Source organism: Haloferax gibbonsii ATCC 33959, assembly GCF_000336775.1.
Lineage (GTDB): Archaea > Halobacteriota > Halobacteria > Halobacteriales > Haloferacaceae > Haloferax > Haloferax gibbonsii.
In genome coordinates this window covers 168,125-193,319 of the sequence record NZ_AOLJ01000015.1, presented here as the reverse complement: position 1 = coordinate 193,319, position 25,195 = coordinate 168,125, and the positions used below count along the sequence as shown (strand labels likewise).

The window sequence follows — 25,195 nt, the reverse complement described above, 5'->3', positions numbered from 1 at the left end:
CCCGGAGACGACCGTTTACCGTTTTCTCTCTCCGAATCCCTACAGCGGGAGCGGTGCCGCTTCCTCCCAGCGCGGGTCGAACGTCTCCCGGAGGTCGGCGGCGAACTCGGGGTCTTTCAGGTCAATCATGGCGAACGCCTGTCCGGGGTCGAGGGGGTTCGGGACCTCGATGCAGACCTCCACGTCGTCGATGAGATTGAACACGCCCGTGACGTTCTCGGCAGTTCGCACGTGGAAGTTCTGCGCGCTCGACAGCCGGTTCATGTAGCTCTGTCCGACGCTCTCGGGCAGGCTGTCGACGAGGTCCGGCGACATGAGCATCGAGACCTCCACGCCGCGGTCGAGCGCGGCCTCCAGTTCGTCGACGACGAGGTCGCCGACGGCGTCGAGGTCGAACTGCGGCGAGGGCGTCCCGGCGACCATCACGAGCGAGTCGTCGGCCGCCGCGAGTCGCTCGACGAGCAGGTCGATGGTCTCGTCCGCGCCGACCGCGGCCGTCCAGAACTGGTCGTGGACGGGCTCCGCGGCGTCGAGTTCGTCGGTCAGCTCGGCGACGACGTTCTCGTACTGCTCGGCCTTCTCGGCCAGCTCCTGGCGCTTCGATTCGAGCAGGCGGTCGAGCGCCGTGTCGGGCTCGACGGCGACGTACTTCTTCGGCCGGCTGGCCGCCTGACTCCGGATGAGGTGGTACTGTTCGAGGCTGTTCAGCACGTCGTAGACGCGGCCCATGGGGACGTCGCTGGCGCGCGATAACTCCTTGGCCGTCGTCGCGCCCGTCCGCAGGAGCGCGCGGTAGGCTCGGGCCTCGTACTCGGACAACCCGAGGTCTCGCAGACTGGTCATGCACCGTCCGTCTCGTTTCTCCCTGATAAACAAACCGGATGTTTACACCCGTGTTCGGTTGCCGCCGGTCGCGGTCAGGCGTCGGGCGTGACTGAGGACACCGCCTGCATCAACTCCTCGGGAGTGGTTGCCTCCACCGTCGTCTCGCCGGCGCTGACGCGCGCGGTTCCGTCCGCGAGGTCGTCGGCGTCGGCCTCGGGAACGACGAGCGCCTCGTGGTCCGCGACGCGGAGCGCCGCCCGGTGGAGGTCGGAGCCGACGCCGTCGTTGAGTTCCACGACGAGCGGGTCGCGGAGCAGACGCGCCGCCGCGGTCCCGTAGGCGGCGATTTGCACGCCGATGCGGTCCCACGCGCCCGCGAACGAGCCGATGGTCTCCTGTGCCACCTCGCGGTAGCGCTCGTCGCCCGTGAGCGCCGCGAGGTCGAGCAGCGCGTTCGCCATCTCCACGTTCCCGTCGAGCGGGCGCAGCGGCGACGACAGGAGCGCCTCGCCGCTCGCGGGACCGTCGAGGAACGAGCCCTCGTCGAACAGTTCGTCGATGGCGGCGTCGGCGGCATCGGCGGCGAACGCGAGGAGCGGGTCGCCCGCGACCGACTCGTCGCCGAGCACCTGTCGGGCGCGGCAGGCCGCGGCGACCACGCGCGCCTGGTCTTCGAGCAGGAGCTTCTCGCCCGCGTCGCCGCCGGACCGGAAGTGGGTCACGACGCCGTCGTCGACGAGGTCTTCGGCGATTCGGTCGAGCGCGCGGGAGCCGTACTCGCGGGCCCGCTCGTCGTCGGTGAGGCCCGCAAGCACCAACAGCGCGTCCGCGGCGAGGGCGTTGCCGCCGGCGTAGACGGTGAGGTCGGTCCGCGGGCCGGGCGCGTTGTCGCGGCCCTCCTTTCCGAGGAGGTAGTAGTCCGTCCCCGCGGCGGGGCCCATGCTCCCCGCGAAGCCGGTTCCCGTCCACAGCGAGTCGACGAGGAACTCGGCGGTCCCCGCGGCCGGGTCGAGGTAGGCGTCCTCGCCGGTGTAGCGGTAGCCGTTGGCGAACGCCCGCAGGAGCGCGGCGTTCGATTCGAGCGTCTTCTCGCGGTTCGGCTTCGACCACGCGGCGTCGTCGGCGTAGCGGAAGAAGCCGCCTTCGACGGGGTCGAACAGGCCGTCGCGAATCGCGTCGAGCGACCGGAGCGCCCGGCTTCGGTCGCGCTTCAGCGCGAACTCGACGGTCCGCGGGAGCGGGAACTTCGCGGCGTCGCCCCACCCGCCGTGGGCCTCGTCGAAGGCGACTTCCAACTGGCCGGCGAGGTGCGACTCGATTCGGGGCGAGACCTCGCCCGCGGGCGGGAGGTCGCCTCTGAGCGCCCGCGGGAGCCGTCCGGCGTCCGCGCCCTTCTTCTCCCACACTTCGCGCACGCGGTCGACGACCTGCCGCATGCCGTCTGGGCCGATGAACGTCGCGCCCGTGATGGGGTGGCCGTCGGGCGCGAGGAAGACGGTCGAGGGGAAGCCGCCCATGTTGTACCGCTCGCGGATGCGCGGCTGGCGGTCCACGTTCACCCGAATCGGGACGAAGCCGTCGTTGAGGTTCGCGGCGATGCGCGGCTCCGCGTACGTCTCGGCGTCCATCTCGTGACAGTCCTCGCACCACGTCGCCGACAGCGAAAGCAGGACGGGCTTGTCCGCCGCTCGCGCCTCGGCGAACGCGTCGGGGCCCCACTCTCGCCATTCGACGCGCGTCTCGTCGGTCATGTCCACCCATCCGCGGTGGACGCGGGTAAGCGCTTCGAGCCCTCGTGGCACGGCCGGTCGCAGCCGGCGGGTCGCGCGCATCCTCGACGGTCGCTGCGGACGGGTTCGGGAGACCGGCGCGCCGCGGGCGGGACAAAAGGGCTATGGGCCGCGACCCGGTAGTGTCGCCCATGCGAACGCGCACGCTGATGGCGCTCTTGCTCCTCATCCCCCTCTCCGACGCGTTGCTACTCGTGGTCGTCGCGCAGTACATCGACCTCGTGCCGACCGTCGCGCTCGTCGTCCTGACCGGACTCGTCGGGATGCTCATCGTCCGCGCCGAGGGGAGACACACCCTCAGAAGCCTCCAGTCGAAGTTCGCCGGGGGCGACCTCCCGACGAACGAAGTCATGGACGGCGGCCTCCTCATCGCCGCGGGCGCGTTCCTCCTCACGCCGGGGCTCGTCACCGACACCATCGGCTTCCTGCTCGCCATCCCGGTGACCCGGTACCCCATCCGCGAGGTGCTCAAGCGCTTCGTCGTCAAGCCCTACCTCGACAAGCGCGCCGACGGCTTCGTCACCGGCAACGTCTGGACCACCGGCTTCCCGCAGGGCGACTTCGGACCCGGCGGTCCCGGCGGGTCGCCCGGTCCGAGCGGCGGGAGCAACTCCGGCGGAAGCGGCAACAGTAGCGGCGGTGACGGCGTCTACGACGCCGACCCCGACTCCTACCGGTTCGACGGCGACGGCAACGACTCCAAGTAGCGCGTCTCTCCGGTCCCGCGTCGTCTCTCTTGTTCGGTTTTCCGGCGCGTAGCCGCGCGAATCCGTCCGATATTGACTTCACGCCCGGCGTCTGAAGCGGCGTAATCGGCCGACGACGCCGACATTCACTAACACGCACCAACGCGCCTCCGAAAAGAAAGTCTTAAAATCAACAGCGCACAACGAGTGAATGCGCTTACCTGGGCCAATAGCTCAGTCAGGTTGAGCGCTCGGCTGATAACCGGGAGGCCCGCGGTTCAAATCCGCGTTGGCCCACTCCCGTTGGCAACGATTTGTTGCCGATGCGAGTTAGGGGCTCAAACTCCCCGGCCACCCAACTTCTGCGGATACTACCGACCGAGAGAACGCTCGGTCTATCGTTCGTGTCGTCGGGACGAATCAGCGGCGAACACTCGACCGCCCCGACCGAACACGACTGTCCCGACACAGAGAACTACTAATGTCTGACCCAAATACTCGATTATATCTCACAAAACTGCACCAATTCACACAGATTTGTCCGCATCTATCACCACATAGCCGGACGAACGGACGAATTCGGAGAAAGCTATATCACGCAATAGATTGTGGTACCGAATAACATGGAATACGAACTCACCTGTCTGTACGGGTGCGGCCACACCTCCACGGCCGACTCCCGCGAGGGCGTCGGCGTTCTCGTGATGGAACACATGGACGACGAACACGACACGCCCGTCGACCCGCTGGAGGCGGGCGAACTCGCGTTGAAGCGCTTCGACGGCGCGTCGCTCCGCCAGGCGCGGCAGTAGCAAACTACTCGAACTTCCGTCAGGTCTTCGAATCCGAGTTTCTCTCGACTATCACCGTCTCGTTCGTTCGAGGGGCTTCGCCGTCTCTCGATTTCGCGGTTCGACGGCCGACCCATCCGAACAAATTTACTCAGTTCTGTATCCCAGTAGTATTAAACCCGTACACGCCATACGTGTTGGTGATGCCAACCATCGACGTCTCCGAACACCTGTACCGCCAGATTGAGTCCGCCGCCGACGGCGAGGACCTCGACGCGGCGATGTGGAAGATGGTCGGACGCTACCAGCGCGGTAACACGCCCGGCGACTGACAGGATTCGGACCACCCTCGACCCCTGACCGCGCGTGCGGTCATCATCAACCCCGCTCGCCGCAACTTGCCCTGTTTGCGGCGAGTCCGTTTTCCGTTTTCTGAGCGACAGTACCCGCGAGCGGGTTCGCCGTCGCGCCCGGTCGGCCTCGTCCTTCTTTAGCGACGCGTCCGTAGCCCCTCGCGTGTTCGACGCCGAACCCACCGGAACCCTCGGGAAGTTCGCGGAGACGATGCGCGTCTTCGCCGAGCGGCGGCCGTCAGTCCGCGACCTGTTGCGCAGTCGAACCGGGTCGCTCGACCGCGTCCACGCGGTCCTGCCGTCGACCGTCGCGGTCGGCGAGTCCCTCGACCTCACGGTACAGGTGTGGGACGAGTACGAACGGCTTCACGGCGCGTACGACGGCGACCTGCGGGTGTCTGCGACCGACGATGCTGCGACGTATCCGGACCGCGTCTCCCTCGCCGGCGACGACGAGGGGTACGTCAGGCTCGCCGACGCCGTCTCCTTCGAGACGCCCGGCGTCCACTACCTGACCTTCTCGCGCCCCGGGTTCGACGAGCGGTACGTCTCGAACCCCGTTTCCGTCTCCGCCGACGCCCCCGACGAGCGCGTCTACTGGGGCGATATCCACCTGCACTCGCGGCTCTCGGACGGGACGGGGAGCCTGCAGAAGGGGTATCGGTTCGGCCGCGACGCGATGGCCCTCGACGTCGTCGCCTACACCGACCACGACACGATGGGGTTTTTCATCCCGCCGTCGCTCCAGCGCGCCCTCATGCACGGATGGTACTTCGAGCGGTCGCGCCGCGTCGCCGACCGGTTCTACGACCCCGACGAGTTCGTGACGCTCGTCGGCTACGAGTGGACGAAACAACCCAACTGCGGCGGCCACGTCAACGTCTACTTCGAGGACGCCGACGACGCCGTCCTTCTCGACTCCCGCGGCGGGACGACGGACACCTACGAGAAGCTCTGGAGCCGCCTCCGCGAGTTCGAGTCGACCCGCGACTCGCGGGTCGTGACGATTCCGCACCACCCGACAGAGCGCATGTACCCCTTCGACTTCTCGGCTGTCGAGTACGACGACGAGCTCGCGCCGCTCGTCGAGGTGTACTCGCAGTGGGGGTCCGGCGAACTGCCGGGCGACGAGGGGAACCCGTTTCCACTGGCGATGGGTCGCGGCGAGACCGACGAACCGGGTCACTTCGTCCGCGACGCGCTGTCGATGGGCCACCGGGTCGGCCTCGTCGCGGGCGCGGACTACCACGGCCCGCACCCCGGCCACTCGCTCATCCACGCCGACCCGCACCTCCCCTCCGTTCGCGAGTGGGTCGAAGACGGCGTCGGCTGGTCGAGCATCTGGCGCGTCTGGAACGAGCGGAGCTATCCCGGCGGTCTCTCGGCGTTCCGAGCGCCCGAACTCACCCGCGAGGCGGTGTTCGAGAGCCTCCGGAGCCGCCGCGTCTACGGGACGACCCAGCCGCACCGCATCCTCGCGTCCCTCTCAGTCGGCGGCGTCGAACCCGGCGAGAACGACAGTTTGCTCCGCCTCGACGCCCGCGACGAACCCCGCGAGGTCGACGTCGAGGTCGCGGGGACCGCCCCGCTCGAACGCGTCGAAATCGTCAAAAACGGCGAGACGTGGCGGTCGCAGGCGATTACCTCGGACCCCGACGCGCCGCTTTCGGCGTACACGACGTCTGTCTCGTGGACCGACGGCGACCCGGTCGAGGGGACGGTCTGGGACGACGACCGGCGCTCGGCGGCCGACGCGTACTACCTCCGGGTCACCCAGGTCCCGCGGGACTGCGAGTTCCCCGGGACCGCGTGGGTGGGCCCGGTCTGGGTCGAACCGCCGGACTGAGCGAGGCGGCCGCGGCGACCCCGCTCGCGGCCGGGCGACCTCTCAGGCGAGGAACCTCGTCACGCCGAGGCTTTCTGCGACCAGCCACGCGATGAACAGCGCGTAGGTCCCGAGGAGGAGGTACGACTCGGCACGCGTCAGCGCCATCTCGGTCCGGAGGACGGCGAAGAAGACGACCGACGCGCCCGTGAGGAAGCTCATCATCGGGACGACTTCCTCGAAGGCGATGACCGCGCCCCCGGCGACGAGGATGCCGACCGGGAGGGCGACGAGGAGCGCGAACACGTTGCTCCCGAAGACGTTGGCGAGGCTCATCGGCGCGTTGCCCTGCCGGGCGGCCGCGACGCTGACGAACGTGTCGGGGAGGCTCGTGCCGGCGGCGACGACCGTCAGCCCCCAGAGGAACGGCGACGTGCCGAAGGCGTCGCCGAGGCCGACCGCCGCGCGGACGAGCAGTTCGGCTCCGACGAGGATGACCGCGAGCGACGCCACCAGCGCCACCCATTCGCGTCTCGGGTCCACGTCGTTGACGACGGCGGTGAGTCCGGCGCGGTGCTCCAGCGTGTCGTGGTACTGCATGAACAGGTACAGGCCGTACAGCGCCAGCGGGATGAGCGCGAGCGCGGGGCTCACGAACCCGTCGAGGCTCGCGGTGTCGGTGGCGGGTCGGTAGATGACCGCGAGCGAGAAGGTGAGCACGAGGACGGCGATAGAAAGCAGGTAGAACTGCGCCTCCTTGTAGACGAGGTCGCGGTTCGAGGCGAGCCGTCCGCCCTCGCCGACCATCGCCGACACGGACGGGATGATGAGGATGTTGTAGACGGCCGACCCGACGACCGCGCCGACGCCGATGTCGAACGACTGGTACCGGACCGTGGCGATGACGATGCTCGATAGCTCGGGAAAACTCGACCCCACGGCGGCGATGATGGCTCCCTGCACGATGGCGGGGAGCCCGTAGTACGCGCCCAAGCGGTCGGAGGCCTGCACGAGCATGTCGCCGCCCTTCCACGCGAGAATCGCGCCGGCGGCCGTGAACGCGACGAGAACCGGAACTGATGCCACGCCCGCACTTCGGCGGCCGGTGGGAAAAAACCGACCCGACTGGCCGCGTCGGCCGATTTCGGCCCGACCCGTCCGCTCAGAACCCCTCGCGCAGGTACGGGTCCCGCGCGGAGAACACCGACGCGAGGGCGTCGGCCGCCTCCTCCCGGGCGACCGAGAGGCGGTCGGTGCGGGCGAGCGACTCGACGGAGCGCGCGCCGACGAGGAGTTGCGAGAGCGCCCCGATTTCGACGGTCGCGTCCGGGTCGGCGTCGTCACCGTCCGGTTCGACGCGCGCCTCGCCGTCACCGACGACGACCCGGAACGACTCGTCGTTCCAGTCACATCGGTCGTCGGCGACCGCGAGGACGAGGTCGCAGGCGGCGTCGCCGGGGAACGAGACGGCTTCGAGGGCGGCCGGCACGTCCACGATGCGGACCATCGGCCCGGGCTTGATTTCGACCGTCGCCGCCCGCGGGTCGGTCAGGCCGTCGATGAGCCGGGTCGATTCGCGTTCCGACGAGAGAACGACCTCGTCGACCTGCGAGTCGTGGTCCCGCAGGAACCGAAACAGCTGTGCGCGAGCCTCGGCGTCGACGGCGACGAGTTCGTTCACGGACAGCGTCCGCGACTCCCAGTCGCCGCTCACGTCGTAGACGACGTAGCCGCGGAGGTCGCCGTCCCGTTCCCAGCCGTAGACGAACGGGTCGCCGTCCCAGCCGCGGAACAGCCGGTGGCGAATCCAGCCCTCGCTTCGGTCCACCGCGAGGTCTTCCGTCGCCGCGGTCGCGTACACGTCCTTGACCCGGGCCCAGTCGTCGGCGTCGAGGCGGACGAACTCCCCGGCCGGGTCTGCGGCGACCGCCCCGAGTTCGTCGGGCGGCACCGTCGTCTTCGCGTAGTTGTTCGCCGTCGCCCAGCCGAACCGGCGGTAGAAGTCGTACTCGAACGGCCAGAGCGCCGAGAGATACCGGCCGGTGTCGCGGAACTCCGCGAGGAGGTCGTCGAGCATCGCGCCGACGTGGCCCCGTCGGCGCGCCTCCGGCGGCGACGCGACCGCCGAGATACCGGGCAGCGGGTGCCACTCGCCGCGGACGCGAGCCGTGAAGTCGTAGAAGGCACACACCGTCCGCAGGTCGGCCGCGTCGAGGTCCTCGACGGGCGCGTCGGGCGGGGCGTCGTAGAACCCTCGCGGACGGTAGCTCTCCGGGTCCGGCAGTCGCTCGTCCGACCAATCGGGGCCGTTCTCGGGGCGGAAGGCGTAGTTGAGGAACTCGCGGTAGGTCTCGCGGTGCTCCTCGGGGAGGGAACGCAGGTGCATACCCGCGGTGCGTCGGGGGACGGTATATGTTTTCGGTGCCGCGGGCTCGCAGGCGGGCGATTACGACGCGACGAGACCGACGGCGGAGGCCGACGGCGCGACGAGAACGCCCTTCGCGGGCCGCTCTTCGAACCGTGCGATTCACGTCGTCTCGGTCCCGAGCCCTGCACATGAGCGAGACGAAGCAGTCGTTGGTATCGCGGGGGAACCTCCTCCTCGCGGCCGTCGTGACGCTCGGCATCGTCATCCCGGGCGTGGCACGCCGCTTCCTCGGCGAGGCTGGCTACACCGACCTCGGAATGGTCGTGTTCGTCCTCGGCTACGCGGGCATGGTCTTCGTCGTCTGGTACGGGTGGATTCGGCCGCTCGACATCACCGGCCCGTCCCAGTAGCGCGCGCCGACCACCGGACGCCGCTCCGCGCCGACAGCGGTGCAGACCCAGGGGGAACCGCCCCGACAGCCCGGTCGCCCCAATATCGGGGGGACCGACCGCCGGTTTCCAACGAGAATAACGGAACTTTGATAGTCGATTCGAACCGACCGAGAAAACAAGAATGCTTCCCCTTCAGCTCGTAGACACCTTCCTGCTCGACTACAACATCGGGCAGGCGCTGTTGCTCGTGTTCATCCTGTCGACGGTTGGAACGCTGCCGCTGAAGTCCCGGCACGTCCTCGGTATCAACACCACGGTGTTCGGGCTCATCTTCCTTCTGACCCCGGTGTCGCTGGGCAAGGCTCACTACCTGTTCCTCGGGATTGCGCTCCTCATTGTCGGCCCCATCGTCTACGTCTCGGGCCGCCGCTGAGGGGACGCCGCCGGGCGTTTCGGCCCGGGTCACCGCCGCTTTTTGCGACAGTACGACGGACTGACCGACCGCAACCGACGGTCGGCGTCTCGTTTTTCTCTCGCGACGATTCCGAAGAACGCGACGTTTAAACGGAGAGAACCGCAACCCACGGGTATGTCTGAACCGAGCGTTCCCGGCGGCCGCGGGGCCGTCTTGGACCTCCCCTGCGGCGAGACGAAGCGCGTCCGGGAACTCGACTTGGGCAAACGGGAGTTCGACTGTCCGTGCGGGGACAGCCACGCCGTCGTCATGGACGTCCACCCGCCCGACCGATTTCTCCCGGAGTTCCTCGTCGAAATCCTCCAGGAGACCATCGAGACCACGAGCGACGACATGCCCGAGTTCGGGACGGCCCACCTCATGGGCATCGTCCTCGAGGAGTTCCCCGAGGCCGTCGTCTCCGAGGACGTCTCCGAGGACGGCGAACTCGGCGCGGGCATCGTCTGGGTGACCGACTTCGACTCTCGAAGACTCCACGAGATAATCGTCGAACTCGTCGTGGAACTGATGGAACACGCCGTCAGCCACGCCGACGACGACGAGGTCGTCTCGGAGTTCGAGTCGAAGATGCTCCAGTTCGACGTGAGCGAGTTCGTCGACCAGTACCGCGCCCAGCGCGACCTCGACCCCGAACCGTACATGTAGCGCGCGGGCCGAGCGCCCGCTTTTCAATCGATTCGAAGCCGCTCCACCGTCGGGTCGAGGGTCGCCTTCGCGCCGAGCGGAAGCGGAACCGTCGGGTCGGCGTGGCCGAACTCCACGTCGAACACCGCCGTCGCGTCGGGGTTGTACGCGTCGAGGACCGACAGCACCTCCGCGCGGAGCTGCGCGCCGTAGTCTGCCGGCGGCTCCCACTCCAGTCCGGGCGAGTACGTCCGCGGGCGACCCACCACGAGCCCGTCGAACCGCGCTAACAGCCCGCGTTCGCCCATCGACCGCAGGGTGTACCGGACCTCCCGTGGGAGCGGCACGTCCTCCGAGGTTTCGAGCGCGAGCACCGCCCCGTCGAGTTCCTCGGGGTCTGGGAGGTAGCGGTCGGTCTGGAGGTGCCACTTCAAGATGCTGAAGCTGCCGCCCCAGAGTCGCCCGGTCACGCGTTCGTCGCCACGCCACGTCCGACCCGGATTGTCGTGCCACTCTCTCGGTTCTTCGGTGTCGAAGTCGAACCAGTCGTCGGTCCACTCCGGGGCGGGTTCGACGACGCCGATGGAGCGCTCGAAGAACGCCCGGCGGAGGTATCTCTCGACGTACGGGTGTAGCTCGGGGTCGACGGTGAGCGTCGGGTGGAGCGTCGCGCCGTAGCTCACGACGCCGTGGGTCCAGAGGAACAGCCGGAGGTTGTCGTTGTCGCTGAAGCCGAAGAAGCGCGTCGGCGACGCGGTCAGCCGCGCAGGGTCGAGGTGCGGGAGGATTCGAAGCTGGTCGTCGCCGCCGGTGACGGCGATGACGCCGCGTATCGACGGGTCCTCGAAGGCCTCCATCACGTCCTCCGCGCGCGCCGCCGGGTTGTCCCGGAGCCACTCCCAGTCGCGGCGGGCGGACTCGAAGACGACGGGGTCGAGCGAGAACACGTCGCGGAGACGCGCGCACGCGCGGTCCAAGTGCGGTTCGTCGATGGGGCGCGACGGCGCGACGACCGCGACCCGGCTCCCGGAGTCGAGCGGCGGCGGCGTCGTGAATACCGCGGGCATGCGTAGCCGGTACTCGGATACCCGTCAAAAGCCTTCCCCGGCCGCGACAGCGGCGTTCGGCAACATTTTCGAAATTCGCAATCGAGTTTCGGACCTCGTAATTTTTCGCCGGACTTATTACGATGTGCGGATTGGATTCCGACGATGACTGACGAGGACACCTCGACCGGACCTCAGCAAGGTACAGAGGACCGGACGATTTTGCTCATCGGAAGCGGCCCAATCCAGATTGGACAGGCGGCGGAATTCGACTACTCCGGCGCGCAGGCCTGCCGCGCGCTCCGAGAGGAAGGCGCGCGAGTTGTCCTCGTCAACTCGAACCCCGCGACCATCATGACCGACCCCGAGATGGCCGACAAGGTCTACATCGAACCCATCACGACCGAGGCCATCTCCGAGATTATCGAACGCGAGCGCCCCGACGGCGTCATCGCCGGACTGGGCGGTCAGACCGGACTCAACGTCACGGCCGAACTCGCAGAGGAAGGCGTCTTAGAGGAGTTCGACGTGGACATCATGGGCACGCCGCTCGACACCATCTACGCGACGGAGGACCGCGACCTCTTCCGCCAGCGCATGGAGAAAATCGGTCAGCCCGTCCCGAAGTCGACGACCATCTCGCTGGAGGAAGACGAGGCGGTCGAGAACATCACCGAGGAGGCCCTCGAAGAGCGCGTGGAAGCCTCCGTCGACGCCGTCGGCGGCCTGCCGGTCATCTCGCGGACGACCTACACGCTCGGCGGCTCCGGCTCCGGCGTCGTCCACGAGATGGACGAACTCGTCTCCCGCGTCCGCAAGGGACTTCGCCTCTCGCGCAACAGCGAGGTGCTCATCACGGAGTCCATCTCCGGGTGGGTCGAACTCGAATACGAGGTGATGCGCGACGCCGACGACTCGTGTATCATCATCTGCAACATGGAGAACATCGACCCGATGGGGATTCACACCGGCGAGTCCACGGTCGTCACGCCCTCGCAGGTCATCCCCGACGAGGGTCACCAGGAGATGCGCGACGCCGCGCTCGGCGTCATCCGCGAACTCGGTATCCAGGGCGGCTGTAACATCCAGTTCGCGTGGCACGACGACGGCACCCCCGGCGGCGAGTACCGCGTCGTCGAGGTGAACCCGCGCGTCTCGCGCTCCTCCGCGCTCGCCTCGAAGGCGACCGGCTACCCCATCGCCCGCGTCACGGCGAAGGTCGCCCTCGGCAAGCGCCTCCACGAGATTACCAACGAAATCACCGGCGAGACCACCGCCGCCTTCGAGCCCGCAATCGACTACGTGGTCACGAAGGTCCCGCGGTGGCCCAAGGACAAGTTCACCGACGTGGACTTCGAGCTCTCGACGGCCATGAAGTCCACCGGCGAGGCGATGTCCATCGGGCGCACCTTCGAGGAGTCGCTTCTGAAGGCGCTCCGCTCGTCCGAGTACGACCCCGCCGCCGACTGGGACGAGGTGTCCGACGAGGAACTCGAAGCCGAGTACCTCGAAACGCCGACCCCCGACCGCCCGTACGCCATCTTCGAGGCGTTCGAACGCGGCTACACCACGGAGGACGTGGTCGAACTGACCGACATCCACGAGTGGTACGTCGAGCGCTTCGGCCGCGTCGTCGAGGCGGTCGAGGCCGCCTCCGAGGGCGACTTCGCCGCCGCCGCCTCCGCCGGCCACACCAACGCCAGCATCGCCGCGGCGACCGGCACGAGCGTCGGCGAGGTCGAACAGAACGTCCCCGGCCGCACCTACAAGCAGGTAGACACCTGCGCCGGCGAGTTCGCCGCGCAGACGCCGTACTACTACTCCGCGCGCAAACCGGAGTTCTTCCGCGGCCCCTTCGAGGGCGACTCGGCCGGTAACGAACTCCGCGTCGACCGCGACATGGAGAGCGTCGTCGTCGTCGGCGGCGGTCCCATCCGCATCGGGCAGGGAGTCGAGTTCGACTACTGCTCGGTCCACGCGGTGCAGGCGCTCCGCGACATGGGCATCGACGCGCACGTCGTCAACAACAACCCCGAGACGGTGTCGACGGACTACGACACCTCCGACGGCCTCTTCTTCGAGCCCATCACGGCAGAAGAGGTCGCCGACGTCATCGAGGCCATCGACGCCGACGGCGTCATGCTCCAGTTCGGCGGGCAGACCTCGGTCAACATCGGCCACCCGCTCGAATCCGAACTCGACCGCCGCGGCGTCGACTGCGAGATTCTCGGCACGACCATCGACGCGATGGACCTCGCCGAGGACCGCGACCGCTTCAACCGGCTGATGGACGACCTCGGTATCCTCCAGCCCGAAGGCGGCTCCGCGACCAGCGAAACAGAGGCGCTCGACCTCGCCAACGACCTCGGTTACCCCGTGTTGGTCCGCCCGTCGTACGTCCTCGGCGGCCGCGCGATGGAAATCGTCCACTCCGACGCGGAGCTCAAGGAGTACATCGAGGAGGCAGTTCGCGTCTCCCCCGACAAGCCCATCCTCATCGACGAGTTCCTCGCCGACGGCGTCGAACTCGACGTCGACGCCGTCTCCGACGGCGAGAACGTCCTCATCGGCGGCGTGATGGAACACGTCGAGGCCGCCGGCGTCCACTCCGGCGACTCCGCCTGTATGATTCCGCCGCGCTCGCTCGACGACGAGACGATGGCCCGCGTCCGCGAGGTCACGGAGGACATCGCCAGCGCCCTCGACACGGTCGGCCTGATGAACGTCCAGCTCGCGGTCAAGCAGAACGACGAGGGTGCGAACGACGTGTACGTCCTCGAAGCCAACCCGCGTTCCTCGCGCACCGTCCCGTTCGTCTCGAAGGCGACGGGCGTCCCGATCGCCAAGCTCGCGGCGAAGGTCATGGCCGGCAACTCGCTTGCCGACCTCGACGTGAGCGAGCAGATTCCCGAGCAGGTGTCGGTCAAGGAGGTCGTCCTCCCGTTCGACCGCCTGCCGGGTTCGGACCCGCGTCTCGGCCCGGAGATGAAGTCCACGGGCGAGGTCATGGGAACCGCGACCTCGTTCGGGAAGGCCTACGAGAAGGCCCAGTCGGCCGCTAACGACCCGATTCCGGCCGACGGCACCATCTACGTGGACCTCGCGGACCCCGAGTTCCCCGACGCCGACAGCGAGGCCGGACAGGAACTGCTCGACGCCTTCGGCGAGTACTACGAGGTGCTCACGCCCGAGGACGTCGACGACTTCCTCACGATGCTCCGCGAGGACAACTTCGACTTCGTCGTCTCCCGCGACCGCGAGACGCTCATCGACTGCGTCGAAGAGGAGGTCAGCTACTTCTCGACGTACGCCTCCGCGAAGGCGGCCCTCGAAGCGCGCGGCGCGGCCGACGAGGACATCGACGTGCTCCCGGTCGGCGAGCGCCCGCGCGTCGTCGCCAACTGGGGTCAGTAACGAGCCGATAACGCACGCGAACCCCCGACTCGATTCCTCGATTTCTCACCGACTCGCCTCGTCTGTTCTCCCGGCCGGCGACCGCCGCCGCCCCGGACTTTTGACGCGTTCCCGAAGGTTATTGAGCCCCGCACCCATGCGCGGGTATGGCACGCAATCGCGGTCGCGTCCTCCTCGCCGGTGCGACGGGTCGGACGGGCCGACACGTCCTCGACGCGTTGGCGGACACGCCTCTCGTCGTCAGGGCGCTGACCCGCGACGCCGACGCCGAATCCGACCTCCGAGCGCGCGGTGCGGACGAGGTCGCCGTCGGCGACCTCCTCGACCCCGACGACGCCCGGCGGGCGGTCCTCGACGCCGACGCCGTCGTCTCCGCGGTCGGCGTCTCGGCGGGATTCGACGCAATCCGCGGCGACCTCGTCGACGGCGCGGGCGTCGAGAACCTCGTGGACGCCGCGACCGCCTCCGGCGCGCAGCGGTTCGTTCTCATGTCTTCTATCGGCGTCGGCGACTCGAAGGGCGGACTCCCGCTGTCGCTCCGCGCGATTCTCACCGCGTCGGGCGTCCTCTCGGCGAAGGAACGAAGCGAGACGCGGCTTCGAGACGCGCCGCTCGACCACACGATTATCAGGCCCGGCGCGCTCACCGACGCCCCCGCGACCGCCGACGTGGTCGTCGGCGAGGGCGGCGACTCGGTCTGCGGGAGCGTCCCGCGCGCTGACGTGGCGAACGTCCTCGCGCACTCGCTTTTCACCCGCGAGACCGAAAACCGGACGTTCGAGGTCGTCTCCCGACCCGGACTCCGCGGCCGGCCGGACAACGTGGTCGACATCGACTGGACGCCGCTCCCCCGCGCCGAGGCGTCGGGCGACGAGGGCGAACGAGAACTCGCGGAGTAGCCGACCGCGGCGGCGCGCTCAGTCGAGTTTTCCGAGCGCTTCGAAGAAGTCTGAGGTCGGACCGGCGAGTCGAACCGGCGAGTCGGACCGCTCGATACGTATCTCCGTCGGCGGCGACACCGTCCGCCGGGTCCGCCCGTCGCCGACGACGACCGCCGACGCCGCGTCGGTGACGCTGACGGTCACGGCCGCATCGAGCGGGACGACGAGCGGCGGCATCCCCTCGGCGGCGGCCATCTCGGTGACGACGAGTCCCTCGACGCCGGGGTGGACGAGCGGGCCGCCCTCGCTGAGGTTGTAGGCGGAGCTCCCCGCGGGCGTCGTGACGAGCACGCCGTCGGCGTGGCCGCCGGAGTACACGGAGCCGTTCACGCGGACTTCCAAGTCCGCGCCGCCGCCGTGACCCCGGCGCGGCCCGTGGACGACGACCTCGTTCATCGACGGGTCCATCTCCCAGCCGTCGCCGCTGGCGACGATGCGGGGGACCTCCCGAATCGACTGGCTCCCCTCGCGGAACGCGGCGACCTCGGCCAACACCTCGTCGATGGCGTCGTCGGGCGAGACCGCGTTCAGGAAGCCGACCTCGCCGAGGTTGACGCCGAGGATGGGGACGCCGTCGGCACCGCGGGCGGCGTAGAGAAACGTTCCGTCGCCGCCGATGCTCACCACGAGGTCGCAGTCGTCGAGCGACTCGACGGGGACGCCCTCGACGCCCAACTCCTCGGCGGTCGCCGCGTCGACGACCGCCTCGGCGTCGACCTCGGCGAGCGCCTCGCTCGCGTCCGCGGCGAGGTACGCGGCCCGGCTGTTGCCCTTCTGTGCGACGATGCCGACCTTCATGCCCCGCGGTTTGGCGTCCCCGGGCAAAAGCCCACCGTCACGTCGCCCGCCCCCGTCTCCTGCTCGACGCCGCGCGGTAGCTCCGCGCACGGGAAACGTTCATCACGACGCCTGCCTACCTTGAGGTGATGGCAGGCACGGACGCCGGCCGCGCTGTCGTTCGGTGGTGGCTCCCGTGAGTGACGACGACTGGTTCGAGCGGGCACTCCGCGAGCGCGACGACGGCGAGACCGACGCAGACGACGCGGACCCGGACGAAAGCGAGCAGCGCGACGACGGCGAGACCGACGGGTCTCCCGGGAGCGATGCGGTCGCGAACCCCGCGGACGAGCCGTCGGAAGACACCCCCGAGAACGGGACCGGCGGCGTCGGAGAGCCTCTGTCGTTCGAGGACGGCGACCCACTTGACGGCGATGACGCCCCCTTCGACGGTGACGACGACCCGTTTTCGACCGACTTCGCCACGGCGTTCGAGAACGCGCCGATGCCCGACGCGGGCGGCGGCCTCGGCGGCGAGCAGTCCGGCGACGAGTTCGGATTCGGCCCCGGTCCGGGGGAGTCGGAGCCGCCGTCGTTCGACGACGAGGAGCTCGATTCCGACATCGACCGCATCGACATCGGCATCGAGGGCCTCGACGACATGATTCTCGGCGGCGTCCCGGAGCGGTCGCTCATGGTCACAATCGGGAGCGCCGGGACCGGCAAGACGACGTTCGGCCTACAGTTCCTCCGGAAGGCGCTCGAAGACGGCGACAGCGGCGTCTACATCACGCTCGAAGAGAGCCGCGAGCGCATCCTCGACACCGCCGACGAGAAGGGGTGGGACTTTTCGAAACACGAGTCCGAGGGTCGACTGGCCGTCGTGGACCTCGACCCCGTGGAGATGGCGAACAGCCTGTCGAGCATCCGAAACGACCTCCCGCGGCTGGTCGAGGAGTTCGGTGCCGACCGGCTCGTCCTCGACTCCGTCTCGCTTTTGGAGATGATGTACGACCACCCCTCGAAGCGCCGCAGCGAGGTGTTCAACTTCACGCGGTCGCTGAAGGACGCGGGCGTGACGACGATGCTCACCTCCGAGGCGGACCAGTCCAACCCCTACGTCTCCAGACACGGTATCGTCGAGTACCTCTCTGACGCCGTGTTCGTTCTCCAGTACGTCCGAAACGACGACTTCCGCGAGACGCGGCTCGCAATCGAAATTCAGAAGATACGCGACGCCAACCACTCCCGCGAGACCAAGCCCTACGAACTCACGAACGAGGGTATCAGCGTCTACCAGCAGGCGAATATTTTCTAGAACCCGCCTCGTTGAGGTCGCCCAGCGAGCCTCGTTTCGAGCCGTGTCCCCGCTCACCAACTGGCTTTCCGCGAGCCTGCTCGCGGGGAACGCATTCAGGCTCTTCCTCCGACCTCTCCGACGCCCTCGCTCCCCGAGTTACTGGGGAGCGCGGTCACGTACGTGACAGCGAGCGCCGCGGCGACGAGCGCGGGAACCACGGTGAACGCGAGAGAGACGAACGAAACGGTGACAGCACCGCCGGTGGCGAGGAGGAACGTCCCGAGCGTGAGCGTCGGTGCGAGGACCGCACCGAACACGACGCCGACGCCGGCGAGGACGTACCCCCACGGACGACCCTGCCAGAGCCAGAGGCTGGACAGTCCGAGGGCGGGAACGACGATGCTGAGGTCGATGAAGTGAGACGCCATGGCCTGTGGGCCGACCTCCTCGACGAGACGCGGCGTCGTCCCCGCGAGGGTCGCCGGGACGAGTTCGGAGAGCCACAGGAACGCCAGTCCCGCTGCGACGAACAGCAAGAACCCGGCGTAGAGTCGTTTCGGGAGGTCGCCGACGAGCGTTTCGGCCACCTCGTCGGCGTCCGTCGTCACGACGCCGCCGACGAAAGTGAAAACCGAGAGACAAAACAGGGCGACGTACCCGAGGAAGAACTGGTTGAACGCGACTTGCAGGCCTATCGACGCCCACATGTAGGTCATGTAGGCGAGCGCACCGAGCCAGACGAACCGGCCGCGGTGCGACCCCTGAACGGTAAACCAGAGGCCGATTGCCAAGGCGGGGACACCGACCACGAGCATCGTCACGTCCTGTGCGAACAGCTGTGGGCGGAACGCCGGGGCGTCGAGATAGTGTCCGGGCCGGAACAGTCCGAGGAGGGACGCGACGACCGACAGGACGCCGACGCCACTCGTCGCGACGACCTGCCAGCGTCGAATGCGGGTTCTCATCACCAAGTCACCAGAGACAGGTACGAGGGGAACCGAAATAGCCGAGGTTGTCGTTCCTCACGGACCGAGAATCGGCGCTCGTGAGGGACGCCTCGTCGGGGCGTGAACGGCGGGAAAATCGGGGGATTTCGGGGGTGTGGTGGAGCGTTCGAGTCAGTCGTCGGCGGGCGTCGCGGCGACCTCTCGCTCCGGCGCGAACTCCTCGAAGTGGACGACCTCGTCGACGGGGCGGCGGTACTTGCGCTCCGCCTGCAACTCGTCGGCGTCGTCGGCGGGGATGCCCATCGTCAGGAGCATCACGGGCTCGTACCGCTCGCCGTCGATGTCGAACGCGTCGAGGACGGCGTCGGCGTCGAATCCGCCGATGGGGCAGGAGGCCACGCCCTCGTCCCACGCGGCGTACATGAGCGACATGGCGACCAGCGACGTCGAGCGGACGGTCCAGACGCGGCGCTCCTGTTCGGGGAGGTCCGCCATGCCGGCGATGTTTTCGAGGATGCCCTCGCGGACCTCCTCGCTCGGCAGGTAGCCCTTCTCCAGCATGTCGTCGGTGACGGTCTCGGCGTGGGCCTCGGGGTCCTTGTTACCGAGCACGATGACCGACGCGGCGGCACCGGTGACGTGTTCTTGGTCGTACGCCGCCTCGCGGAGCGCCTGCTGTGTCTCGTCTTCGCGCAGCACGACGAACTCCCACGGCTGGAGGTTGTAGCTCGACGGTGCCTGCACCGCGTTCTCGAATATCGTTCGGAGGGTCTCGTCGTCGAGCGACTCGTCGGCGTAGTCGTGAACCGAGCGGCGAGTCGTTACGACCTCTGTGAATTCCATTGATGCCCGCCAAGGGCGGCACCGAAATAGGGCGTTGCAATCCGGTCGAACCGGCCGATTCCGGTGTGCTCGCAGTACTCGTATCATCACGCTACTGGGTGACGACCGTGTCACCGCGAGGTCGGAGACACGGTTCTGTGGCGGCGTCCGCTCGCCGCGACTCACCTGACGATCGTCACCGGCACCGGCGACCGCCGGAGGACCTCCTCGGCGACGCTTCCGAGCAGGATGCGCGAGACGCCGGTTCGGCCGTGGCTCCCCATCACGACGTGGTCGTAGCCGGCGTCGTCGTCACCGTCGCCGTCCAGCACCTCGACGATGACTTTCTGCGGGCTGCCGACCTCGATGCGGTCGGTGACCGACCTGTCGGTGTCGACGAGCCCCACCTCGGCTTTCACCTCGGCGAACGTCTCTCTCGACTTTCGTTTCTCCGCTTGAAACCACTCTTCGGAGCCGCTGAGCGCCCGCTCTCGATAGTCGGCGTCGGCGGGGTTGATGACGTTCAAAAGCGTGAGTTCCGCGTCGGGCCACTCCGTGGCGGCGAAGCGGACCGCGGCGACTGACTGCGGCGACCCGTCGGTCGGAACGAGCACGTGTTCGGCCATGTCGCGGCCTACTCGGTCGCGGGCTAAAAATCCGCCCGGCGGGCGCGGGCCGGGACAGCCGCGACCCGGTCGCCTGCGACGGGCGGCGCGTTCCGGGTGCTCAGTCGCCGTGTCGCGTCACGCAGGTCGAAAGCCCCGTCAGCTCGACGGGCTCGGAGTTGTCGGGCGAGTAGACGACCATCTGCCCTTTCTCCATGTACGGCACCTTGTCTTCGAGGTTCGGCGGGATGTTGACGCTCTTGATGGCGTCTTCGTCGCCGAGGTTGAGCACGACCTTCGTGTTCACCTGCTTGAACACCGGGTCGGCGATGTCCTGCGGGTCCTGCGTGATGAGGAACAGGCCGAGTCGCTCCTTTCGGCCCTGCTTGGCCGCCTCGGTGAACTTCTGGATGACCTTCCGCGCCTGTACGGTGTCGGCGTCGGTGAGGAAGTTGTGCGCCTCGTCCATCCCGAGGACGACCGGCGTCTCCTTGATGCGGTCGCTCGACGGGTCGTTCGAGAGCTTGTCGTCGATGAGCAGCGCCGAGACCGCGAGGACGAACAGCTCCTTCGCCCGACTCGACGAGAGGTGGTAGGTCGGCACGACCGTCAGCCCGCCGGGCCGGACGAGCTGGTGGTCGAGTTCGGTTATCGGCCGGGCATCTTGGTCGAAGACGCCGCTCGGCACGCCGCGAACTCGGCGCTTCACCGCGTCGAAGGTCGCCTCGTGGACCCGGCCCGACTCGTGGAGTTCCTCTTTCAGCGCCGGGTCGTCGAGGAACGTCAGGAACTCCTGATACGTCCCCGAATCGCCGTAGTTCCGGAAGAAGCGGTTCAGGAGTTCGGTGAGCGCCGGGTACTGGTTGTCGTTGAGGCTGCTGCCGGCGACGAGCCACGGGAGGTCCCGCGCCATCGAGAAGGGGATGGTGAACTCCAACTGCTCGGCGCGGTGGTTCGCGCCGGGGTACGACGACCCGGCCATCTTGGGGACGAGCGCGACGGTGTCGTCGTGGCCGCCGTGGGCGACGCCCTCGCGCTCGTAGCGCCGGGCCGTCTCGTCGTCCATGTCGGGGTTGTCGTCGTGCATCTGGGCGTACTCGTCCTGCGGGTCGAACTGGACGACCGCGGTCTGGACCTCGCGGCCGTCGTCCATCTCGTAGCTCCGTTCCGCCGAGAGGTACTGCCGCAGGATGTTCTTCGAGGCGTGGGTCTTCCCCGACCCGGTGCCGCCGGCGACGAGCGTGTGGCGGAACACGAGCGGGTCGCCGTCGGTGTAGTCGTCGTTCAGGCGGTAGTCGATGGTCGGCGGTCGGGCCGCGGTTCGGACCTTCTCGCCGCCGACCGAGAGGTGGCCGAGGAAGACGCCCTCCTCGGGAATCTTCAGGCCGGTCTTGATCTGCGTCGCGTCGGTGGCCTCACCGACCGTCGCCTGCGGTTTCGGCACGCGGTCGACCATCCGCCGTTTGAGGTCGCCGCGGTCGGAAAAGAGGACGGCGATGGGTTCGAGTTCCGCCATGAACTTGAAATCGCGCTCCTCGAACTCGTCGGCGGGGCGGCGCATCGCCCGGCGGGCGTGAATCTCGGTCGCGTCGTCGGCCTGGAACTCCTGGGCGTACTCCAAGCCGACGATGCGACAGAACAGCAGTTCGTCGTCGGGATAGGGGACGACGAGGTACTTTCCGAGGCGAACGCGCTCGCGGTTGCCCGCGGTCACGAACGCCCGGAGCGCCGTCCGCTCGGGGTCCTCCGACACGCGCAGGCCCTGCGAGACCGCAATCGCGCCGACGCCACGCTCGTCGCCGACGGGGTCGGCGTCGTAGTCGTCGAACTGCAGGTCGTCCGCCTCGTCGGTCACGCCGCCCGTGTCAGTCGAACCGGCGTCGTCGCGCTCGCCGGAGTCGGTTTCGACGCCATCGCCGTCGGCGGCGCTCGCGGCGGCCGCAGTTTCGGCTCCCGCGGCGGCCTCGGAACGCTCCGAGCGCCCGTTTCCGGCGGCGTCAGCGGCCGGCCCGTCTCGGTCCGCGTCGGACGAGTCGTCGGGGTCGTCGCCGGCGAAGTCGCTGAAATCCCCCAAATCGGTCATGTTCCAACGCTTGCGGGCGGCGAGTAAAAAGCCACGCGTCGGCGACGGCGCGCGGTTCCCCTGTCGAACGGTCCCGAATGACGCGCTCTCGGGGCGTCGCGTACGACTTTTCCGTGTCGCGCACCTAGCCCGGCTATGTTATTGGTCCGCGGTCACGGCGGCGGCACGGCACTCACCGGTACGATATTCGAACGGGGGGAGCAAGCGCCGACCTACCGCGGCGCGCCGGACGAGGACGCGCCCTACGTCTGGGTCTGCGACGAGTTCTACGAGGTCGAAAGCGGCGGGTCGGAGACCGAAATCGACGGCCGGACGATTCGGGTCGCCTTCGACACGCCGCTTCCCCGCGGCTTCGACACCCGCGAGCAGGCGCTGTCGGCGGCGAAAGAACACGTCAGGACGCAGTTCGCGCGGGTCGGCGTCTCCGCCGCCGACGTGCGAGTGGAGGTCGTCCGGCCCGAAGAGGAGGGAACCCCGGAGGACGAACAGCCGGACGCGGCGGACCGCTCCGCCGACGAAGGCTCTCCCGAGGGCGACGCGTCGCTCTGAGGGCGGTCGGTCGCCGGGGCGCGCGCTTCGGGCGCGCCACTCTCACTCGTCGGCGTCGACCCAGCGGATGTTGTCGTAGCTCTTCATCTGGTCCGAGTCGAGTTTCTCCGAGAGCTTTCGTCTGAGCGCGGCCTTCTCGCCGACGCTCACCCGCGCGAGTTCGTCGGCCTTCTCGACCGCCAGCGGCGGCCCGCGCGTGGCGGCCACGTCGCGGACGACGTGGTGCATCAGGTCGGCGCGGCGCTCGGAGTCCTTCGTGAACGCGTAGGGCGCTTCGACCCGGTAGCACACGTCGGTTCGGGGGTCGTACAGCACGAAGAACGTCACCGTGTACGCCTCGGGGTCGAGCTTCCGCTCGATGCCGAACGCCTCGCCCTCGGCGCTCAGTTGTCGGTCCGACCCGCCGCGCGAGACGAACCAGCTCGTGAACGTGAGCTCCTCGGTGCGGCGCTCGTCGCCGTCGGGGCCCTCCCGGCGTTCGAGCAGGTTGACGAAGAAGGCGGCGTCGTCGACCCACGGTCGCCTGCCGGCGTCGTTCCCGTCGAGCTGTTTTCTGACCGTGCGGACGACGTGTTTCGCGCCGGGGTTCTTCACGAAGCCGGCGAGCGGCACGTCCCGCTCGACGAAGCGCTCGACGAGTCGGATGTAGTTCTCGACGACCGCCTTCGGCTTCGCGTCGCGCGCGAGGTCCTTCAGCTCGGCGTCGCGGTCGCGCCAGTTCAGGAGTTCCTTCGGGTACACCGGCCCGTCGAGGATGAGCAGGTCGGAGACGGCGTCGGCGTGTTCGAGCGCGTGGGCGCTCTCGGCGAGGTAGAGCGCGAGCGCGTGGACGACGCCCTCGGCGTAGCGGTTGACCCGCGGGACGCTCAGGACGCGCCGGCGGCCGTAGCCCTCGTCGGACCGGAGCCACTCGTCGGTGTCGAAAAACTGGACCGGGTCGTGGGTGTGGGCCGCCATGACGATAGAGCGGTGTCGGTGGAGGTCGAGGTCCGACGGCTCGGCGGCCATCGCGGCGTGGGCCACGTCGAGGACGAGCCCGTTTTTGAACGTCGTCGGGTTGATGGTCCCCGAGTCGAGGCCGTGGACGGTCGGAAACGGCGACTCGGTGAGCGCCACGTCGTCGATGGCGGCGGCGTGGAGGCGCTGTTCCCCGAGCGGTTCGACGATGGGAAGTCCCCCGTCGGGCGATTCGAGGGGGTCGAGCCACGATTCCCAGACCGTCCGCGCGAGGTCGTCGTAGTCGGCGTCGTCGACCGAGTCGGCGATGGAACTCGCCATGGACGCGATGTCGTCCACGTGGACGGGGTCGAGGGTCATATCTCGGCGTCGTCGCCGACGGGTATAGTGGTTGTCGTCGCCGGTGAGGGGTCGTTCGGACTGGCCCGCCGCGAGCCGCCGCGCGACGGGTCGCCCCCTCGACAGGTCCCGGCACGCTCATATCGCTCCGTTGCCAACGCTTCGCCGAGAATGTCTGTCAGCGCGGTCGGGTTCGACCTCGACTACACACTCGCGGTCCCGACGCGGGACCGCGAGACGATTCTCTCGGAGGCGGCGGCGGCGGCGGGCGCGCCCCCGCTGACCCGAGAGGCGTATCTCCGGGCACATCAAGAGAACCTCACGCGCGAGACCCGCGCGCCCATCTTCGAGACCCTCCTCGACGAGCACGACTCCACCGTCGACCCGGAGCACGTCGCGACGGCGTACAGAGAACGAATCACCGACGCGGTCGTCCCCGTCGAGGGCGTCGAGGCGATGCTCGCCGGCCTGCGGACGACCTACCGCGTCGGCCTCCTCACCAACGGGCCGGTCGTGGCCCAAGAGGCGAAAATCGATAAACTCGGCTGGCGCGACCACTTCGACACGGCGCTCGTGACGGGCGCGCTCCCCGCCGGAAAGCCGGACCGGCGGGCGTTCGATGCCCTGCTCGACGAGCTCGGAACCGAGCCCGAAGAGACCGTCTACGTCGGCGACAGCGTCCACCACGACATCGCCGGCGCGCACGACGCCGGACTGCTCCCGGTGCAGGTGCTCGGCGAAGGCTGTGACGACCCCGACCCGCGGGCGGTCGCGCACATCCACCACGACGACCTGCCGACGGCGCTTCCGGAACTCGTCGCGGACCTCTGAGTCGGTCGCGCGGCGGGCGGGTTTTACTCGTCTCGGTCCTCGGCTTCGAGCGCCGCGACCAGCGCGCGGAACGCCGGGAGCGTCCACTTCACCTGCGCGCCGTCCTCGACGAACACGAGCGTCCGCGGCGGTCGGACCGCCTTCGGGCGGACGCGAAGCCCCTCCTCGGAGGCGGCCTCGGCGGTCACGTCGGGGTGGGCGAGGAACTCGACGCGGGCGCGGTCGGGCTGGACGTACACCTCGGCGACGCGCTCGTCGCCGGCGGCGACCGCGTAGGCGAGCGCGCCGTCGTCGGTCGGTTCCACGTCGGGGTCGGCGTCGACGACGGAGAGAACGGAAAAGGCGTCTTCGTGGCCCGTTACCTCCGAGGCGAGCAGTTGAGCGATGCGTGTCCCGTCGGAGAGCGAATCGACGACCATGCCGGGCGTTCGCGCCCGGACGGTTTCGGGGTGTCG

24 protein-coding genes and 1 tRNA gene are annotated in these 25,195 nt (G+C 68.6%); 13 read left to right on the top strand and 12 right to left on the bottom strand.

Going from position 1 to position 25,195, the window contains the following annotated elements; all coding sequences use genetic code 11:
* Positions 1-39: 39 nt before the first annotated feature.
* Complete coding sequence (locus tag C454_RS10580) at positions 40-843, bottom strand: TrmB family transcriptional regulator (protein ID WP_004975406.1); 804 nt, start codon at positions 841-843, stop codon at positions 40-42.
* A gap of 74 nt (positions 844-917) precedes the next feature.
* Entirely contained in the window at positions 918-2,576 is a 1,659-nt protein-coding gene (locus tag C454_RS10575; RefSeq protein ID WP_004975404.1) for a DUF255 domain-containing protein, read from the bottom strand.
* 170 nt (positions 2,577-2,746) lie between these two features.
* Between C454_RS10575 and C454_RS10570 the strand changes: the two genes are divergently transcribed.
* From C454_RS10570 to C454_RS10555, 5 genes are all read left to right on the top strand, one after another.
* Positions 2,747-3,322, top strand: coding sequence for an FxsA family protein (locus C454_RS10570; protein ID WP_004975403.1), 576 nt, complete (start codon positions 2,747-2,749; stop codon positions 3,320-3,322).
* 202 nt (positions 3,323-3,524) lie between these two features.
* A tRNA-Ile gene (locus C454_RS10565) sits at positions 3,525-3,598 on the top strand.
* A 326-nt stretch (positions 3,599-3,924) separates the two neighbouring features.
* Positions 3,925-4,113, top strand: coding sequence for a hypothetical protein (locus C454_RS10560; RefSeq protein WP_004975400.1), 189 nt, complete (start codon positions 3,925-3,927; stop codon positions 4,111-4,113).
* Between the two features lie 182 nt (positions 4,114-4,295).
* A complete protein-coding gene (locus tag C454_RS21115; RefSeq protein WP_004042243.1) occupies positions 4,296-4,424 on the top strand; it encodes a hypothetical protein in 129 nt (42 codons plus the stop codon).
* Positions 4,425-4,608: 184 nt separating this feature from the next.
* Positions 4,609-6,291: a DUF3604 domain-containing protein gene (locus C454_RS10555; RefSeq protein WP_004975399.1), complete on the top strand. Its 1,683-nt coding sequence runs from the start codon at positions 4,609-4,611 to the stop codon at positions 6,289-6,291.
* 42 nt (positions 6,292-6,333) lie between these two features.
* Here C454_RS10555 and C454_RS10550 read toward each other — a convergent pair whose 3' ends face one another.
* On the bottom strand, positions 6,334-7,356 hold the full coding sequence (locus C454_RS10550) for a sodium:calcium antiporter (protein ID WP_004975397.1): 1,023 nt from the start codon (positions 7,354-7,356) through the stop codon (positions 6,334-6,336).
* 76 nt (positions 7,357-7,432) lie between these two features.
* Positions 7,433-8,656: a GNAT family N-acetyltransferase gene (locus C454_RS10545; protein ID WP_004975395.1), complete on the bottom strand. Its 1,224-nt coding sequence runs from the start codon at positions 8,654-8,656 to the stop codon at positions 7,433-7,435.
* Positions 8,657-8,826: 170 nt separating this feature from the next.
* Between C454_RS10545 and C454_RS10540 the strand changes: the two genes are divergently transcribed.
* From C454_RS10540 to C454_RS10530, 3 genes are all read left to right on the top strand, one after another.
* Entirely contained in the window at positions 8,827-9,048 is a 222-nt protein-coding gene (locus C454_RS10540; RefSeq protein WP_004975392.1) for a hypothetical protein, read from the top strand.
* Between the two features lie 163 nt (positions 9,049-9,211).
* Positions 9,212-9,463, top strand: coding sequence for a hypothetical protein (locus C454_RS10535; RefSeq protein ID WP_004975390.1), 252 nt, complete (start codon positions 9,212-9,214; stop codon positions 9,461-9,463).
* 156 nt (positions 9,464-9,619) lie between these two features.
* Positions 9,620-10,150, top strand: coding sequence for a DUF5815 family protein (locus C454_RS10530; protein ID WP_008095664.1), 531 nt, complete (start codon positions 9,620-9,622; stop codon positions 10,148-10,150).
* A 23-nt stretch (positions 10,151-10,173) separates the two neighbouring features.
* Here C454_RS10530 and C454_RS10525 read toward each other — a convergent pair whose 3' ends face one another.
* Entirely contained in the window at positions 10,174-11,196 is a 1,023-nt protein-coding gene (locus C454_RS10525; protein WP_004975386.1) for a S66 family peptidase, read from the bottom strand.
* Positions 11,197-11,340: 144 nt separating this feature from the next.
* Here C454_RS10525 and carB point away from each other — a divergent pair, with 144 nt between their 5' ends.
* A complete protein-coding gene (gene carB / locus C454_RS10520; RefSeq protein WP_004975385.1) occupies positions 11,341-14,589 on the top strand; it encodes a carbamoyl-phosphate synthase large subunit in 3,249 nt (1,082 codons plus the stop codon).
* Between the two features lie 146 nt (positions 14,590-14,735).
* Positions 14,736-15,488 (top strand): SDR family oxidoreductase, encoded by a 753-nt coding sequence (locus tag C454_RS10515; protein WP_004975384.1) that lies wholly within the window; start codon positions 14,736-14,738, stop codon positions 15,486-15,488.
* Positions 15,489-15,506: 18 nt separating this feature from the next.
* Here the strand turns inward: C454_RS10515 and C454_RS10510 are convergent, their stop codons facing one another.
* Positions 15,507-16,328, bottom strand: coding sequence for an NAD(+)/NADH kinase (locus C454_RS10510; RefSeq protein WP_004975382.1), 822 nt, complete (start codon positions 16,326-16,328; stop codon positions 15,507-15,509).
* Positions 16,329-16,503: 175 nt separating this feature from the next.
* On the opposite strand from C454_RS10510, the gene C454_RS10505 reads away from it, so the two are divergent.
* Positions 16,504-17,625, top strand: coding sequence for a KaiC domain-containing protein (locus tag C454_RS10505; protein ID WP_004975380.1), 1,122 nt, complete (start codon positions 16,504-16,506; stop codon positions 17,623-17,625).
* A gap of 95 nt (positions 17,626-17,720) precedes the next feature.
* Here C454_RS10505 and C454_RS10500 read toward each other — a convergent pair whose 3' ends face one another.
* The 4 genes from C454_RS10500 to C454_RS10485 all read right to left on the bottom strand — a co-directional run bounded on the left by C454_RS10500 (position 17,721) and on the right by C454_RS10485 (position 22,064).
* Entirely contained in the window at positions 17,721-18,572 is an 852-nt protein-coding gene (locus C454_RS10500) for a hypothetical protein (RefSeq protein ID WP_004975379.1), read from the bottom strand.
* 153 nt (positions 18,573-18,725) lie between these two features.
* Positions 18,726-19,397: a nitroreductase family protein gene (locus C454_RS10495; RefSeq protein ID WP_004975377.1), complete on the bottom strand. Its 672-nt coding sequence runs from the start codon at positions 19,395-19,397 to the stop codon at positions 18,726-18,728.
* A 161-nt stretch (positions 19,398-19,558) separates the two neighbouring features.
* A complete protein-coding gene (locus C454_RS10490) occupies positions 19,559-20,002 on the bottom strand; it encodes a universal stress protein (RefSeq protein WP_004975376.1) in 444 nt (147 codons plus the stop codon).
* A gap of 100 nt (positions 20,003-20,102) precedes the next feature.
* Positions 20,103-22,064: an ATP-binding protein gene (locus C454_RS10485; RefSeq protein ID WP_004975374.1), complete on the bottom strand. Its 1,962-nt coding sequence runs from the start codon at positions 22,062-22,064 to the stop codon at positions 20,103-20,105.
* Between the two features lie 135 nt (positions 22,065-22,199).
* Between C454_RS10485 and C454_RS10480 the strand changes: the two genes are divergently transcribed.
* Complete coding sequence (locus C454_RS10480) at positions 22,200-22,613, top strand: DUF7113 family protein (protein WP_049905088.1); 414 nt, start codon at positions 22,200-22,202, stop codon at positions 22,611-22,613.
* 42 nt (positions 22,614-22,655) lie between these two features.
* On the opposite strand, the gene C454_RS10475 is transcribed toward C454_RS10480, so the two are convergent.
* Positions 22,656-23,930, bottom strand: a complete 1,275-nt coding sequence (locus C454_RS10475; RefSeq protein ID WP_004975370.1) for a DNA double-strand break repair nuclease NurA — start codon at positions 23,928-23,930, stop codon at positions 22,656-22,658.
* Positions 23,931-24,080: 150 nt separating this feature from the next.
* Between C454_RS10475 and C454_RS10470 the strand changes: the two genes are divergently transcribed.
* Complete coding sequence (locus C454_RS10470; RefSeq protein WP_004975368.1) at positions 24,081-24,740, top strand: HAD family hydrolase; 660 nt, start codon at positions 24,081-24,083, stop codon at positions 24,738-24,740.
* 23 nt (positions 24,741-24,763) lie between these two features.
* Here C454_RS10470 and C454_RS10465 read toward each other — a convergent pair whose 3' ends face one another.
* The gene (locus tag C454_RS10465; RefSeq protein ID WP_004975366.1) at positions 24,764-25,159 is read right to left on the bottom strand and encodes a hypothetical protein; all 396 of its coding nucleotides are present in this window, start codon (positions 25,157-25,159) and stop codon (positions 24,764-24,766) included.
* Positions 25,160-25,195: the final 36 nt, after the last annotated feature.